Source organism: Streptomyces dysideae (assembly GCF_001514305.1).
Classification (GTDB): Bacteria; Actinomycetota; Actinomycetes; order Streptomycetales; family Streptomycetaceae; genus Streptomyces; species Streptomyces dysideae.
Map to the genome: position 1 here is coordinate 63,365 of NZ_KQ949082.1, position 14,255 is coordinate 77,619.

Here is a 14,255-nt window from a genome sequence, read left to right on the forward strand (position 1 = left end):
TCACCTCCGCCCCGGCCGGTCACCGGGGCGGGTGGCTGCGCGGCTGCCGTGACGCGGGGTGTGATCGCGGTCACCGGGCCGCGCCTGCCGGACATCAGGGCGAGCGGACGGGCGGCCCCCGCGACGCAGGGCGTCATCGCGTTCACCGGGCCGCACCTCCTGCCCCAGCGGCCTCCAGGGCCCCCGCCCGGACAGCGGCCTTGTCCAGCGCCTCCGCGCGCAGCTCCGCCGCCCTCCGCAGTGCCGCCACCGCCGGATCCTCGGGATCCCCGGCCTCTCCGCGAGCCGCCGCCAGTACCTCCTCGACGGTCGTCAGACCGCCCAGTTCGGCGCGCACCGACCGGCCGAGGGACGTCACCGCGCCGGCCTCGCGGGAGCGGTCGCGGCAGTGGAAGGCCAGCTCGCAGGCGGACAGGCACTCGGGCGCGTAGGTCGCCGGGACCGACTCCACGGCCGCCGCCAGGTCGGGGACCGGCAGCTCGGGGGAGAAGCAGGTGCCCTCGGGGAGCGTGTCGGCGATGTCCTCGATGCGGGTGAGGCGCACCAGCTGGCGGGAGGTGACCGCCCGCTGCTTGCGGACGTCGACGGCGGACGCGGTGGGCAGGTTGGAGAAGTCCTTGGGGCAGACCAGGAGGACGCGGTGCCGTACCTCGGGGGGAGGGGAGAGTCGGGCGGCGACCTCCTCGAGCGCCAGTACGTACACCGCCGCCTGCCGCGCCGCCGCGCCCACCTTCGCCGGGTCCGCGGAGCCGTCCAGCATCGGGAAGGACTTGATCTCCACGACCGTCCAGCTGCCGTCCGGGTGCACCACCACCGCGTCCGGCTCCAGGAAGGCGGGGGAGCCCGCGACGTCGAGGGCGAGCATGGGGTGGTCGAGAAGGGTCCACGCGCCGCGTGCCTCGGTGGCCTCGCGCAGCGCCAGTGCCGTACGGGCCGTGCGCCCCTCCGGGCCGGTCGCGGTGAGCTCGGGCACGCGTGCGTGGGCGGGCGGTTCCGCGGCCCGGTCCAGTCTCTCGTGCACCAGCCGCAGCAGTTCCGCGCCGCCGTCCGCCTTGACCTTGGCCTCGAAGGCGTTGCCGCGGGTGAAGGCGAACTGGGACTGCCCGAAGACCGACGGCGAGCCCAGCGCGCCCGCCAGCGCCGCCTTGTTCACCCCGGCGCCGTCGAGGATCGCCCGCCGCCTGCAGCCGGGGTTGGCGGCGAGGGCGGCCAGGGCGCGGGCGTCCAGTGCCTTGGCCTGTACGTCGGGACCGCGCAGCTCAGCGAGCCGCTGCCGGAGCGCCGTCGTCCGCGTCCGCGGAGGAGGCACTCGGCTCGGCTCCGGATTCGATCCGGGAATCGCGCTGCCGTGGAAATCGCTCACCCGCGGAAGTCTGGCATCCGCCACTGACAATTGAGGCGGATGCGCCGGGAGAGTCCGCCGCGACCGGCACGAGCCCGCCCGTGAGCTGAGCCTTGACCCGGTCCGCGGTCCGCATGACATGCGGCGCGAGCAGCAGGCCCACACCCATCACGGCGGCGCCCGCGACCGCGTCCAGGAAGTAGTGGTTGGCGGTGCCCATCACCACGATCGTGGTCACCAGCGGATAGACGACCGCGGCCACCTTCGTGATACGCGTCCCGCCGTACCGCCACAGCATCACACCGCACCACAGCGCCCAGCCCACATGCAGGCTCGGCATGGCCGCGTACTGGTTCGTCATTCCGCCGAGACCCCGAGGCGCGCTGGCCTCGCCGCCCCACCAGCCGTACGAGCTGTAGTAGGCCATCGTGTCCACGAAGCCGTAGCTCTCGGAGAGCAGCCGGGGCGGACAGGTCGGCAGCAGGGTGAAGCCGATCAGGCCGATGAAGGTGGACGTCATCAGCCAGGTGCGGGCCGCGCGGTACCGGACGGCGCGGGACCTGAAGAGCCAGACCAGGATCGCGGGCGTGACCAGGTAGTGCAGCGACGCGTACCAGAAGTCGGCCGGCACGCCGAGCCAGGGCTCGCGGGTGAACACGCGGTTGAGGGGGTGCTCCGCGTTGAGGTACAGGAACTTCTCGATGCGCAGGATCGCCAGACCGTGGTCCACGGCGCTGGTGACGTCGCCCCGCGCGAGCAGCCGGCCCGCGGAGTAGCAGGCGTAGACCAGCAGGATCAGCGGCAGCTCGGTCCACCAGCGCAGGCGGGTCCGCGGCGTCGCCTCCACGCCAGGTGTCTCGGCGTGTGGCATCCGATCGCCTCCCCCTTCTCGTCCTCGCGGCGCCCGGTAGCCCGGTCGTACCACTTTACGGTCTGTGCACGCGCTCCTTGCGGGGGGCGTCCCGGCCCCAAAGACGCTGAGATCGGCCGACGGGTTGCCCCCGCACAGCGTGCGCGATGATGGAGGGGTTCCGCCTCCGTTTTCCCGCTTCTCCCTCCACCCCTCTCCCTTCACCCGGAAAGGCCCCCTTCATGGCACCGCGCATCCTGCTGGCCCGGCACGGACAGACGGCGTGGTCGCTGTCCGGCAAGCACACCGGCAGGACCGACGTGCCGCTCCTCGAAGAGGGCCGCGGGGGCGCGAAGCTGCTCGGCGAGCGCCTGAACCGGGCGCCGTACGAGGGGCTGTCCGGTGTGGAGGTGCGCACCAGCCCGCTGGCACGCGCGCGTGAGACGTGCGAACTCGCCGGGTTCGGGGACCGCGCGGCTGCCTGGGACACGCTCATGGAATGGGACTACGGCGCCTACGAGGGCATGACACCGGCCGAGATCCAGGACGTACGGCCCGGCTGGCTCATATGGCGCGACGGCGTCCCGGAGGGCGAGACCCTGGCCGAGGTGACCGCCCGCGCGGACGAGGTGGTGGCGTGGGCACGGGCCGAGGACCGGGACGTGCTGGTCTTCGCGCACGGGCACATCCTGCGCTCCATCGGCGCGCGCTGGCTGGGGCTGCCGATCGACTTCGCGGCCCGGATCCGGCTCAACCCGACGTCGCTGTCGGTGCTGGGCTGGGCGTACGGGGAGCCCGCGATCGAGTCCTGGAACGACCTGGGGCATCTCGCCGACGAGTGACGTCCTCACCTGAAACGGGCCGGCGAGCGCTACCAGGAACTGCTGTGAACGGGCGTGGACGGGCGCGGTCTCACGCCGGCCGCGGTGCCGACGCGTGCCGTTCCAGGAACGACGACACCCCCGACGCCCTGCGGTGCGGCAGCAGCACCCGGGCCGTGCCCGCCAGCATGGTCTGCACCCGCGACGACTGGACCAGGTCCAGCAGGTCCAGCACCCGCATGCCCGCGGCCGCCGCCTCGTCGGGCAGTCCGCCGCGCGCGAGGTCGTCGGCGAGTTCCGCCGTGTACAGCGCGATGTTGCGCGTGAAGTGCGGGTTCTGGAGCTGTGCCGCCCGGCCCGCGTGCCGTGCCGCGCGCGGCCAGTCGCCCAGCGTGGACCAGCACTGCGCCTCGAGCCCCTCCAGTTCGGCCTCGCCGTAGAAGCTCATCCACTCGGGGTCGGCGTCCGAGTGGCCGCGCTCGAAGAGGGCCTGCGCGCGGGCGAGGGCCTGTGCGCAGCCGGTGCGGTCGGCGAGCCCGGCCCAGCCACCGGCCTCGCGCAGCGCGAGCAGCGACATCAGCCGGGCCGAGCCCAGCGGGTGCGCGACGCGTTGCGCGGCCTGGGCGGCACGGACCGCCTCGCGCGGCCGGCCGGCGTCCCGCGCGAGGAACGACGTGTTGCAGAAGGCGTGCGCCTCCAGGCCCGGATCCCCGGCCATCCGGGCGGTCGCCAGCGCCTCCGCGTAGTGCGAGCGCGCGTCGTCGAAGCGCCCCGAGTCGTGCGCCAGCCAGCCCACCGAGATGGCCAGTTCGCCGGCGCCGGAGTGCAACCGCTCGCTGGTCGCCTGCCGGGTCGTACCGGCGTCGAGCAGCGCGTACGCGGCGCGCAGCGGGGCCGCCGCGCGCCGGTACAGGCCGTCGGCGCCGTGCCGGTCGTCGAGTAGCCGGATCCTGCGGACGGCGGCCTCCAGAGCGTTCGCCTCGCGCGCCCCGACGCGCCGGACGGGACGTTCCGCGGCCGCGGCGTCGTGGGTGAGCCCCAGGGGGCCCAGCGAGGCGGCGGCCACCGTGGCGCCCCCGCCGGTCATGAATGCGCGACGCAGCACGTCGCTCTCCTCGTAGTCGTCGTAGTCGTCGTGCGGGTGGTGCGGATGGTGCGGGTTCTCCAGGTCCTGTGTGTCCTCCTGCGTGTCATACGGCTCGTACGTCCCCCGTGTCTCACTTGTGGCGTGCACCTGGCTCGTGAGGAGGACAGGCGGCGTGTCCTCGGCGGTGCGCGGTCGGCGCCCGCGTACGGACGAGCGGGGTGCGAAGCCGAGGTCGGTGAGTGTGCGGCCGGGGAACATGTGCAGGAACACCCGTTCGTACGCGTAGTTGGGGCAGCGGATCTCGCCCGCCTCGACCCGGCCCACATAGCGCGCGTCACAGCACACCCGCTCACCGATCTCGCGGGCTGCCCGCCGTACCGCCGCGGCGAACTCGGCCGGCGAGCGCTGTCCGCGCAACTGCCGGAACGCGAGATTCGGCCGCGGTGGCCTGGGGGGCTGAGACGAGGTCAGCTCTGACGACGCCATGGCCGGGTCCTCTCGTGCGAACCTTCGAACCATGCCGGGTTCGGGGTGAGTTAACCGATTTGTGGCGGTGGTCACCCTTGCTTCCGGCGGGCTAGAACGTACCGGCTGTGCCGGACCCGCCACGCAGGGTTTGGCTACAAACCGGATATCTCATCCGGGATCTGCCATGAACTGCCATCCTTTGCGGCGTACTTCCGCCGTAGCTGTTGACGCCCCGACGCGTTGAACTCCGTGGACCGGGAGCCACCCGACTCCCGACCCGCTCGTACCGAGGAGGGGTTCCGTGAGAAGGGGTTCCGTGGTGGAGGCCGGAATGGAGATCAGACAGAGCGCCGATCCCCGTACGTCGTCAGGTACGCCGCTGTCGACGTACGCGCACGCGCCGACCCCGGAATGCAGCGAGCCACCGTGCACGGGCGCCGCCGTCGACCTGGTGACCGTGCCCACCCGGCAGGGCCTGGAGGCGGTCGACATCCTGCGGCGCGGAGCCGGGGACGCGGTGGGGCCCGTCCTGCACGACGACGGCTGCGACACCCTCGGCTTCGTGGTCCCGGCCGGGACGGCAGCGGCCTGGGACGTACCCGGCAGCACCTGCACGGAGACCGACGGCCGGGGCCTGACCCTGAACCCCGACCCCCCGGTGGAGGGCTCGGACTGGCTCCTCCCACCCGACGAGGCGGACCTGGCGACGGACCCGGCGATACTGCGGGCCGCGCTCGGGGAGGCAGCCCGGCTGATCGAGGCGGCGGACAACTGCCGGTGACGGGCAGGACCCCCTGTCGCTTGCGACAATGGCTCAATGGGAAAGTCCAGGAACCCCCGGCGTGGCGGCGCGGCCGTTGCCGCACCCGTCGTCGAGGCCGTCGACGGTGGGCTCGCCGAGCTCATGCCCGACCGGGACCGGGCGCGGGCCTGGACGCTGCTCATCGACGGGGCGCCGCAGTCGCACGTCGACCTCGACGACCCGGCGTACCTCTCCTTCGAGTACCAGCGCCGCCTCGGCCATGTCATCGACCTCACCGCACCGCCCGGCAAGCCCGTGCACGCCGTGCACCTCGGCGGCGGCGCCCTCACCCTCGCCCGCTACGTCGCCGCCACCCGCCCCCGCTCCACCCAGCAGGTCGTCGAGCGCGACGCGGCCCTCGTCCAACTGGTCCGCCGCGAACTCCCGTTGGACCGCAACGCCCGCATCAGGGTCCGGTCCGCCGACGCCCGCGAAGGGCTCGCCAAGGTGCCCGACGGCTGGGCCGACCTCGTCATCGCCGACGTGTTCAGCGGCGCCCGCACCCCCGCCCACCTCACCTCGACCGAGTTCCTCGACGACGTCCGCAGGGCCCTGAAACCCGGCGGCCAGTACGCCGCCAACCTCGCCGACGGACCGCCGCTCGCCCACCTGCGCGGCCAGATCGCCACCGCCGCCGCCCGTTTCGCCGAGCTCGCGCTGATCGCCGACCCGACGGTGCTGCGCGGCAAGCGGTTCGGCAACGCGGTCCTCGTCGCCTCCGACCATCCGCTCCCGGTCGCCGAGCTGACCCGCCGCGCCGCCTCGGACCCACACCCCGGCCGCGTCGAACACGGCAGGTCCCTCACCGACTTCACCGGCGGCGCGGCGCCGGTCACCGACGCGGCGGCCGTCGCCTCACCGGCACCACCGGCGGCGGTCTTCCGCTGACAGCCGACGTCCAGTAGCCACCGATCAGTAGGCCCCGACTAGTAGGCCCCGACTAGTAGTTGCCGATCTCCACGCGCGGCGCGCTGTCGTGCCAGGTGCAGAACACCGACACCCGGTCCGCCCCCGACGCGAACTCCACCCGGATCCACGTCTCCGTCTTCCACACCTGCATCGACCAGCCCGCACCCGGCGTCGCCGACACCAGCGACGCGGAGGTCTTCCCGAGGTCGAAGACGACTCGCCCGCCGTCCGTGTCGTAGCTCCTGACCTGGCCTGAGGTGGTCGGGGACGGGCTCTTCGCCGGAGTCTTCGACGGCGTCGGTGTCGGCGTAGGCGTAGGCGCGGGGCTCCGCGACGGCCGGGCGGCCCGTGCCGTCGACGACGCGAGCGGTTTCGACTCCGGCGTGGCCGAGGTGATGGGCAGGGCGCGGGGCGGGTCGTAGGCCGTGCCGGCCATGACCGTGTGGACGCCCCACCACGACAGCGTGACCGCCGCGCCGGTGGCGAGCGTCCAGGCCAGTACGTGTACGAGTGCTCTGCGCATCGCGGGCCATACTGCCTCACACGCCCCACAGGTGTCGCCCGGTCGCCGCCCGGCTTTCCACAGACGCGGAGTTGTCCACAGGCCCGGACCGGCCTCCCGCGCATGGCGTACGGTGCGGCGCATGGCAAGTGTGCTCGTGGTCGAGGACGACCAGTTCGTACGCTCGGCGCTCATCCGGCATCTGACCGACGCCGCACACACCGTGCGCAGCGTCGGTACGGCACTGGAGGCGCTGCGCGAGGTCGCCCATTTCCGCTTCGACGTGGTCATCCTGGACCTCGGACTGCCCGACCTGGACGGCTCCGAGGCCCTGAAGATGCTGCGCGGCATCACGGACGTACCTGTGATCATCGCCACCGCCCGGGACGACGAGACGGAGATCGTCCGGCTGCTGAACGCCGGCGCGGACGACTACCTGACCAAGCCGTTCTCGGTGGAGCACCTGTCGGCCCGTATGTCCGCGGTCCTGCGCCGCGCCCGCTCCGCCGGCGGCGCCGCGGCCCCGTCCTCCGTGCTCCGCGTCGGCGGCCTGACCGTCGACCCGCTCCGCCGCCAGGCTGAACTGGACGGCGCACGCCTGGACCTCACCCGCCGCGAGTTCGACCTGCTGGCCTTCCTGGCCGGCCGCCCCGGCGTCGTCGTCCCCCGCAAGGAACTCCTCGCCGAGGTCTGGCAGCAGTCCTACGGCGACGACCAGACCATCGACGTCCATCTGTCCTGGCTGCGCCGCAAACTGGGCGAGACGGCGGCCAACCCGCGCTATCTGCACACCCTGCGGGGCGTCGGCGTCAAGCTGGAACCGCCCGGGGCGGAGCCACCGCGATGAGGTGGGCCCTGGTCAAGGTGTCGCTGGCGGTCACCACGATGGTCGTGGTCGCCTTCGCGGTCCCGCTCGGCCTGGTCATCAAGGAGATGGCCCGTGACCGGGCCTTCTCCAACGCCGAACGCGAGGCCGCGGCGGTGGCCCCCGCCCTCTCCATCACCACGGACCGCGACCAGCTCGAGAGGGTCGTCGCCTCCGCGGGCTCGGAGGCGGAGATGGCCGTGCACATCCCGGCGGCGGACGGCGCGTCGGCGGTCGACATCGGCCGGCAGCGCGCGGCCGCCGACGACATAGCGACCGTACGGCGACTCGGCCGCGCCTCCACCACCGAGGTGTCCGGCGGCTCGACCCTGCTCCAGCCGGTCGCGCTGAGCTCCGGCAAGATCGCGGTCGTCGAGGTCTACGTCCCCGAGTCCGAGGTCAGCAACGGCGTCGCCACGGCCTGGGCGGTCCTCGCCGCCGTCGGTGCCGCCCTGGTCGTCGGCTCGGTCGCGGTCGCCGACCGCCTGGGCGTCCGTATGGTCCAGCCGGCCCAGCGCCTGGTCGAGGGCGCGCACGAACTGGGGGAGGGAAAACTGGGCGCGCGGGTCCCGGAGGAGGGCCCGACGGAACTGCGGCTGGCGGCGGTGGCGTTCAACTCGATGGCGGATCAGGTCGTACAACTCCTCGCCAACGAGAGGGAGTTGGCGGCGGACCTGTCCCACCGCCTGCGCACCCCGCTGACCGTGCTGCGCCTGAACGCGGCCTCGCTCGGCGACGGTCCGGCCGCCGACCAGACACGGGCGGCCGTGGCCCAGCTGGAGCGCGAGGTCGACACGATCATCCGCACGGCGAGAGAGGCCAAACCGCAGACGGCGGCGGCGGGCCCCGGCGCCGGATGCGACGCGGCGGAGGTCGTGCGCGAACGCATGTCCTTCTGGTCGGCGCTGGCGGAGGACGAGGCCCGGAAGTGGCGGGTGGCCGGCGCCGACCGCCCGGTCCGCATACCCGTGTCCCGCGCCGACCTGGCCGCGGCCGTGGACGCCCTGCTCGGCAACGTCTTCCGGCACACCCCCGAGGGCACGGCGTTCGCGGTCGACCTGCACAACGGCGAGGACGCGGTGATCGTGCTGGTCTCGGACGCGGGGCCGGGCATAACAGATCCCGAGGCGGCGATGGCGCGGGGGCGGGGCTCGGGCAGCGACGGCTCGACCGGGCTCGGGCTGGACATCGTGCGGCAGTTGGCGGAGTCGACGGGCGGGGACGTACGGATCGGTTCGTCGGTGCTGGGCGGGACCGAGGTGCGGATCTGGATCCAGCTGGACGGGCGGGAGCGCGCGCCGCTCCGGCGGGGACACCGGGGTTCCGTACGACGCCGTAGATCCGGGCGACTGGTCGCTGCCTTCAACCGGTCCCGATCCCTTCCTTAGGGGCGCCCTAAGATCCCCAACCCCTGTCGCACCGGCGGCCGGAGCCGACTAAAGGGCGGGGCGCGGCGCTCCCCTCACCGTGCCGCGCCCCGTCCCCGCCTACCCGTCGGCGGCTACACCGCCTCCACCTCGGGCAACGCCCCCGTCCGCGCCGCCTGCCCGTACCAGAGCGCGCTCGACTTCGGCGTGCGTTCCAGCGTCGCGTAGTCCACGTACACCGCCCCGAACCGCTTCCCGTACCCGTACGCCCACTCGAAGTTGTCCATCAGGGACCACAGGTAGTAGCCGCGTACGTCCGCGCCGTCCTCGATGGCCCGGCGTACCGCCTTCAGATGGCCGTTCAGGTACGCGATCCGCTCGGGGTCGTGGACGCGGCCGTCGGGGTCCGGCTTGTCGTCGTAGGCCGCGCCGTTCTCCGTGATGTACAGCGGCAGGCCCGGCGCCTCCGCCGCATACCGCATGATCAGGTCGTGCAGCCCGGTCGGGTCGATCGTCCAGCCCATCTCCGTGCGGTCGCCCGGCGTCTGGTGGAACGCCACGTCGTCCGCGCACGGCCAGGGGGAGTGGCTGCTGGCGCCGTGACCGTCCGCGCGCGGGCCGTTCACATCGGTCTCCGCCGAGACCAGAGCCGGCGTGTAGTAGTTGAGGCCCAGGGCGTCCAGCGGCTGGTTGATCGCCGCGAGGTCGCCGTCCAGGACGTACGACCAGTCCGTCAGCAGCTCCGTCGCCGCCAGCAGCGAGTCCGGGTACGCGCCGTGCAGCATCGGGCCGTGGAAGATCCCGTTGGCCAGGTCGTCGATCTTCTTCGCCGCCGCCAGGTCCGCCGCGTCCTGCGAAACCGGCCTGACCACGGACGAGTTGAGGCTCACCGCCACCGAATTGCGGGCCGGCATCACCGACCGGAGCGCCGAAGCGCCCAGCCCGTGGGCCAGGTTGAGGTGATGGGCCGCCTTCAGCGAGGCGGCCGGATCCGTACGGCCCGGTGCGTGCACCCCGGACGCGTACCCCAGAAACGCGCTGCACCACGGCTCGTTGAGGGTGATCCACTGCTCCACCCGGTCGCCGAGCGCCTCGCCGACGATCTGCGCGTACTCGGCGAACCGGTACGCCGTGTCCCGCTCCGGCCAGCCGCCCGCGTCCTCCAGCTCCTGCGGGAGGTCCCAGTGGTAGAGCGTGACCGCCGGCTTGATGCCGTGCGCGAGCAGCTCGTCCACCAGCCGGCGGTAGAAGTCCAGGCCGACCTGGACCGCGGGGCCCCGGCCGGTCGGCTGCACACGCGGCCAGGAGATCGAGAAGCGATACGCCGTCAGGCCCAGCTCGGCCATCAGCGCCACGTCGTCGCGGTAGCGGTGGTAGTGGTCGACAGCGATGTCACCGGTCTCGCCACCGGCCGTCTTGCCCGGCGTGTGGCTGAAGGTGTCCCAGATCGACGGGGTGCGGCCGTCCTCCCGCACCGCCCCCTCGATCTGGTACGCGGAGGTCGCCGCGCCCCAGAGGAAGGCGGGGGGAAAGGACACAGGGATCATGGGCTCAGGCATGGAAGCGCTCCCATAGGAGGTCGTGGAGACCGACGAGTAGGGGGAGAGGGGGAAGGAGGGGCCGAGGCGGCGGTGACCCGGCCCCTGACGGGCGTACGAGCAAAGGGATATGACGGGCATCAGCCCTTGATCGCGCCCTGCATGATCCCGCCCACGATCTGCTTGCCGAACAGCAGGAAGGCGATCAGCAGCGGCAGCGTGCCGAGCAGGGCGCCCGCCATGATCACAGACTGGTCGGGGACGTAGCCGGTGCCGAGGGCGTTCAGGGCGACCTGGACGGTCGGGTTCTCCTGGTTCAGGGCGATGATCGGCCACAGGAAGTCGTTCCAGGCGAACACGAAGGTCAGCAGGCCGAGCACGGCCATCGCGGGGCGCGCCGCCGGGAAGACCACGTGCCACACCACCCGCAGACTGCTCGCGCCGTCCACCCGCGCCGCCTCGATCAGCTCGCTCGGCAGCGCCTGCACCAGGTACTGCCGCATGAAGAACGTACCGAAGGCGGTCACCAGGGTCGGCAGGATGACCGTCTGCAGCTGGTTGGACCAGCCGAGGTCCGACATCCACAGATACAGCGGTACGACCGCCAGCTGCGGCGGGACCATCATCGTGCCGATCGTCAGCAGCAGCAGGACGCCCGAGAACCTGAACCGCAGCTTGGCGAAGGCGAAGCCGGCCAGCGTGGAGAACAGCACCGTGCTGACGGTGATCGTGCCCGCGACGAACGTCGTGTTGACCATCGCGGTACCGAGCCCGGCCTCCTCCCACGCGGTCTCCATGTTCTTGAACAGGTTGCCGCCGAACCACAGCGGCGGCGGGGTCTGCGCCAGCCGCGTGTCGGTGCGCGAGGCCGCGATCGCCGTCCACACCAGCGGCGCCAGCGAGACCAGCGCGAAGAGGGTCAGGACGACGTAGGTGAGCGGGCCGGCGTGCAGCTGCTTGCCCGCGCCCATCACCCGGCGCCGCTCGCGCCGCGCCTTCGCCTGAGGAACCGTCAGTTCACTTGCCGTCATTGGGACTTCCTCAGCCGTCGGGACACCAGGAGTTGGATCACGGCGACGATCAGCAGGATCAGGAACATCGACCAGGCGATCGCGGACGCCTTGCCGAGGTTGCCGATGACCCAGCCCTGGTCGTACATGTACAGGCCGAGCGTCTGGTACTGGTGGCCCGAGCCGCCCTTCGAGCCGCTGACCCCGCCGAACAGCAGGGGCTCACCGAAGAGCTGGGTCGCGCCGATCGTGGACACGACCACCGTGAACAGGATCGTCGGCCGCAGCTGCGGGACCGTCACATGGCGGAACTGCTGCCAGCGGTTTGCACCGTCGATCGACGCCGACTCGTACAGATCGGCGGGGATCGCCTGCATGGCGGCGAGGTAGATCAGCGCGTTGTATCCCGTCCACCGCCAGATCACGATCGTCGACACGGCGAACTTCGAACCCCAGTCCGACTCGCGCCAGTTGACCGGATCGATCCCGACGAAGTCGAGCATCCAGTTGATCATGCCGCCGTCCCAGGAGTACAGCAGCACGAACACCAGCGTCGCCGCCGCGACCGAGGTGGCGTACGGGGTGAGCATCACGACCCGCCACACGGTCGAGCCGCGCAGCTTGTAGTTGAGCAGGTGCGCGATGCCGATCGCCATCAGCAGCTGCGGCACCGTGGAGATCACGCCGATGGTGAGGGTGACCCACAGCGCGTTCCAGAAGAAGTCCGAGGACAGCAGGTTCTGGTAGTTCGCCAGCCCCGCCCAGGTCTGGTTGTCCAGGTCGGACAGCTGCACGTTGTGCAGCGAGTACCAGGCCGTATAAAGGAGCGGGACCAGCGAGAACGCTCCGAAGACGATGAAGAAGGGGGCGATGAACGCGTACGGCGACGCCTTCATGTCCCAGCGGTACAGCCGACTGCGCCAGGAGCCCTTGTCTCCGGGGTCCCTGGGTGGCGTACCGCGACCGTGAGCGCGGCCGGCCGCGCCCGGCTCATCACCGGGCGCGGCGTCGGCGCTCGACGCGGGCTGCGCGAGGGCCTTGTGGGGACTGCTCACTGGCCGAGCACGTCCTTGATCTCCTCGGTGGCGGCGTCCCAGCCCTGGGCGGGCGACTTGCCGCGCTGCTCGACCTGGAGGATGCCGATGTCGGTGATCGCGGTGCCGATCGGCTGGTCCTTGGTGCCGAAGTACTGGGTCGGGATGGTCTCCGCGGAGGCGGAGAAGATCTCCGTGATCGGCGCGTCCGAGAAGTACGCCTGGGTTTCGGCCGCCGGCTTCAGGTTCGCGTACGCCGACGGGGTCGACGGGAAGCTGGCCTGCTTGGCGAAGACCTTCGCCTGCTGCTCGGGCGCGGTCAGCCACTTCGCGAGCTTGACGGCCTCCTTCTGGTTCTTGCTCGCCGTCGGCACGCCGATGAACGAGCCGCCCCAGTTGGCCGCGGTCGGCGCCGCCGCCACGTCCCACTTGCCCTTGCCCGCCTCACCGGACTTCTCCTGGATGTAGCCGATCATCCAGGCCGGGCAGGCCACCGTCGCGAAGGTGCCGTTGGCGTAGCCCTGGTCCCACGGCTTGTCGAACTGCTTCAGCTTCGCCGACATGTCGCTGGTCGCGACCTCCATGGCGACGTCCCACGACGTCTTCACACCCGCGGACTTGTCCCAGATGACGTTGCCGTCCTTGTCGTAGTACCGCTCCGACTCGCCGCCGAGGGCCGCGTTGTAGACCGAGGAGGCGGAGTCCACGAACTTGGTGCCGCTGGGCGCCTTCTTCATGTACTGCTTGCCGAGGTCGACGTACTTGCCCCAGTCGCCCTTCCACTGCTCGGCGAGCTTGGCGCGGTCGGTCTCCAGGCCGGCCTTCTGGAAGAGGTCCTTGCGGTAGCAGATCGCCATCGGGCCGATGTCGGTGCCGAGCCCGATCACCTTGCCGTCCTTGGTGGTGGCCTGGGCGGTCTTCCAGTCCAGCCACTGCGACGTGTCGGCCTCCTTGCCGAGGTCGACGAACTTGTCGGCCTGGGTCTGGACGGCCTCAGTGACGTTGCCGACCTCGATCGCCTGGATGTCGTCGGTACCGGAACCGGCCTGCAGACGGGTCAGCGTCTTGGGCCAGTACACGTCGGTACGGGTGGTGACGTTCTCCTTGATGGTGATGCCGGGGTTGAGCTTCATGTACTCGTCGTAGAGACCGGCCTGCTTGTAGCCGAACACACCGAAGGTGCCGATGGTGAGGGTGGTCTTGCCGCCCCCGTCGCCGCCGCCCTCGTTGCCCGACCCGTCGTCCGAGTCCTCGGCGCAGCCGGCCAGCAGCCCCGTCGTCAGTGCGGCGACGGCCGCGAGGGCCATCAGCCTGTGGGATCCGCGGGTACTCGTGCGCATTGCGTCCTCCTGTTGCCTGACGTGCCGACCCCCCGGCCAACGGCATTGTTGGGCCCGTTTGTTCGACTCTGTCAGTCGCTGTGGCTCGGGCGGGGAACGTGCGGGATGTGTAGGTGTCAGGTACTGTGGGAGCGCTCCCACAGGTGATGTGTTGAAGGTTCGTCGGTCCGGGCGGGGGTGTCAAGGGAGCAGACGCGGAGTTATGTGTTCAGTTATCTGCCTGTTAGCTAACCCCGGAGTGTCGCCGGGGACGGTACGAACTCGGCCAAGACCGCCGGCTTCCGGCTGAAGCGAGCCCCTCGGGCGGCGGCCCCCGCGAC

At 71.6% G+C, this 14,255-nt stretch carries 13 protein-coding genes; 5 read left to right on the forward strand and 8 right to left on the reverse strand.

What is annotated here, in order from left to right; genetic code table 11:
* Window positions 1-142: 142 nt before the first annotated feature.
* Window positions 143-1,309, reverse strand: a complete 1,167-nt coding sequence (locus tag AQJ91_RS15230; RefSeq protein WP_067021246.1) for a hypothetical protein — start codon at window positions 1,307-1,309, stop codon at window positions 143-145.
* Entirely contained in the window at window positions 1,260-2,213 is a 954-nt protein-coding gene (locus AQJ91_RS15235) for a phosphatase PAP2 family protein (RefSeq protein ID WP_067021249.1), read from the reverse strand. Before AQJ91_RS15235 ends, AQJ91_RS15230 begins: the two co-directional genes overlap by 50 nt.
* 221 nt (window positions 2,214-2,434) lie before the next feature.
* Here AQJ91_RS15235 and AQJ91_RS15240 point away from each other — a divergent pair, with 221 nt between their 5' ends.
* Window positions 2,435-3,034, forward strand: a complete 600-nt coding sequence (locus AQJ91_RS15240; RefSeq protein WP_067021251.1) for a histidine phosphatase family protein — start codon at window positions 2,435-2,437, stop codon at window positions 3,032-3,034.
* Window positions 3,035-3,104: 70 nt separating this feature from the next.
* On the opposite strand, the gene AQJ91_RS15245 is transcribed toward AQJ91_RS15240, so the two are convergent.
* Complete coding sequence (locus tag AQJ91_RS15245; RefSeq protein WP_067021253.1) at window positions 3,105-4,586, reverse strand: NsdA family TPR-like regulatory protein; 1,482 nt, start codon at window positions 4,584-4,586, stop codon at window positions 3,105-3,107.
* A 313-nt stretch (window positions 4,587-4,899) separates the two neighbouring features.
* Between AQJ91_RS15245 and AQJ91_RS15250 the strand changes: the two genes are divergently transcribed.
* A complete protein-coding gene (locus tag AQJ91_RS15250; RefSeq protein WP_234382392.1) occupies window positions 4,900-5,349 on the forward strand; it encodes a hypothetical protein in 450 nt (149 codons plus the stop codon).
* Window positions 5,350-5,385: 36 nt separating this feature from the next.
* Complete coding sequence (locus AQJ91_RS15255) at window positions 5,386-6,258, forward strand: spermidine synthase (protein ID WP_067021255.1); 873 nt, start codon at window positions 5,386-5,388, stop codon at window positions 6,256-6,258.
* 52 nt (window positions 6,259-6,310) lie between these two features.
* Here the strand turns inward: AQJ91_RS15255 and AQJ91_RS15260 are convergent, their stop codons facing one another.
* Window positions 6,311-6,802 carry a hypothetical protein gene (locus AQJ91_RS15260; RefSeq protein WP_067021256.1) on the reverse strand — a complete coding sequence of 164 codons (492 nt, stop codon included), beginning with the start codon at window positions 6,800-6,802 and terminating at the stop codon, window positions 6,311-6,313.
* Window positions 6,803-6,923: 121 nt separating this feature from the next.
* On the opposite strand from AQJ91_RS15260, the gene AQJ91_RS15265 reads away from it, so the two are divergent.
* Complete coding sequence (locus tag AQJ91_RS15265) at window positions 6,924-7,628, forward strand: response regulator transcription factor (RefSeq protein WP_067021258.1); 705 nt, start codon at window positions 6,924-6,926, stop codon at window positions 7,626-7,628.
* Window positions 7,625-9,034 (forward strand): sensor histidine kinase, encoded by a 1,410-nt coding sequence (locus AQJ91_RS15270; protein ID WP_067021261.1) that lies wholly within the window; start codon window positions 7,625-7,627, stop codon window positions 9,032-9,034. The genes AQJ91_RS15265 and AQJ91_RS15270 overlap by 4 nt, the downstream gene beginning before the upstream one ends.
* Before the next feature lie 113 nt (window positions 9,035-9,147).
* Here AQJ91_RS15270 and AQJ91_RS15275 read toward each other — a convergent pair whose 3' ends face one another.
* The 4 genes from AQJ91_RS15275 to AQJ91_RS15290 form a co-directional block, all read right to left on the reverse strand.
* Complete coding sequence (locus AQJ91_RS15275) at window positions 9,148-10,572, reverse strand: GH1 family beta-glucosidase (RefSeq protein WP_067021263.1); 1,425 nt, start codon at window positions 10,570-10,572, stop codon at window positions 9,148-9,150.
* Between the two features lie 119 nt (window positions 10,573-10,691).
* The gene (locus AQJ91_RS15280; protein ID WP_067021265.1) at window positions 10,692-11,582 is read right to left on the reverse strand and encodes a carbohydrate ABC transporter permease; all 891 of its coding nucleotides are present in this window, start codon (window positions 11,580-11,582) and stop codon (window positions 10,692-10,694) included.
* Entirely contained in the window at window positions 11,579-12,616 is a 1,038-nt protein-coding gene (locus AQJ91_RS15285) for a carbohydrate ABC transporter permease (protein ID WP_067021267.1), read from the reverse strand. Before AQJ91_RS15285 ends, AQJ91_RS15280 begins: the two co-directional genes overlap by 4 nt.
* The gene (locus tag AQJ91_RS15290) at window positions 12,613-13,935 is read right to left on the reverse strand and encodes an ABC transporter substrate-binding protein (protein WP_067021269.1); all 1,323 of its coding nucleotides are present in this window, start codon (window positions 13,933-13,935) and stop codon (window positions 12,613-12,615) included. The genes AQJ91_RS15285 and AQJ91_RS15290 overlap by 4 nt, the downstream gene beginning before the upstream one ends.
* Window positions 13,936-14,255 lie beyond the last annotated feature (320 nt).

Excerpts from the sequence above, each read along its gene's own strand:
- AQJ91_RS15250 (WP_234382392.1), top strand. The coding sequence starts at position 4,900 with ATGGAGATCAGACAGAGCGCCGATCCCCGTACGTCGTCAGGTACGCCG.
- AQJ91_RS15260 (WP_067021256.1), bottom strand. The coding sequence starts at position 6,802 with ATGCGCAGAGCACTCGTACACGTACTGGCCTGGACGCTCGCCACCGGC.
- AQJ91_RS15275 (WP_067021263.1), bottom strand. The coding sequence starts at position 10,572 with ATGCCTGAGCCCATGATCCCTGTGTCCTTTCCCCCCGCCTTCCTCTGG.
- AQJ91_RS15235 (WP_067021249.1), bottom strand. The coding sequence starts at position 2,213 with ATGCCACACGCCGAGACACCTGGCGTGGAGGCGACGCCGCGGACCCGC.
- AQJ91_RS15270 (WP_067021261.1), top strand. The coding sequence starts at position 7,625 with ATGAGGTGGGCCCTGGTCAAGGTGTCGCTGGCGGTCACCACGATGGTC.
- AQJ91_RS15265 (WP_067021258.1), top strand. The coding sequence starts at position 6,924 with ATGGCAAGTGTGCTCGTGGTCGAGGACGACCAGTTCGTACGCTCGGCG.
- AQJ91_RS15280 (WP_067021265.1), bottom strand. The coding sequence starts at position 11,582 with ATGACGGCAAGTGAACTGACGGTTCCTCAGGCGAAGGCGCGGCGCGAG.
- AQJ91_RS15245 (WP_067021253.1), bottom strand. The coding sequence starts at position 4,586 with ATGGCGTCGTCAGAGCTGACCTCGTCTCAGCCCCCCAGGCCACCGCGG.
- AQJ91_RS15255 (WP_067021255.1), top strand. The coding sequence starts at position 5,386 with ATGGGAAAGTCCAGGAACCCCCGGCGTGGCGGCGCGGCCGTTGCCGCA.
- AQJ91_RS15240 (WP_067021251.1), top strand. The coding sequence starts at position 2,435 with ATGGCACCGCGCATCCTGCTGGCCCGGCACGGACAGACGGCGTGGTCG.
- AQJ91_RS15290 (WP_067021269.1), bottom strand. The coding sequence starts at position 13,935 with ATGCGCACGAGTACCCGCGGATCCCACAGGCTGATGGCCCTCGCGGCC.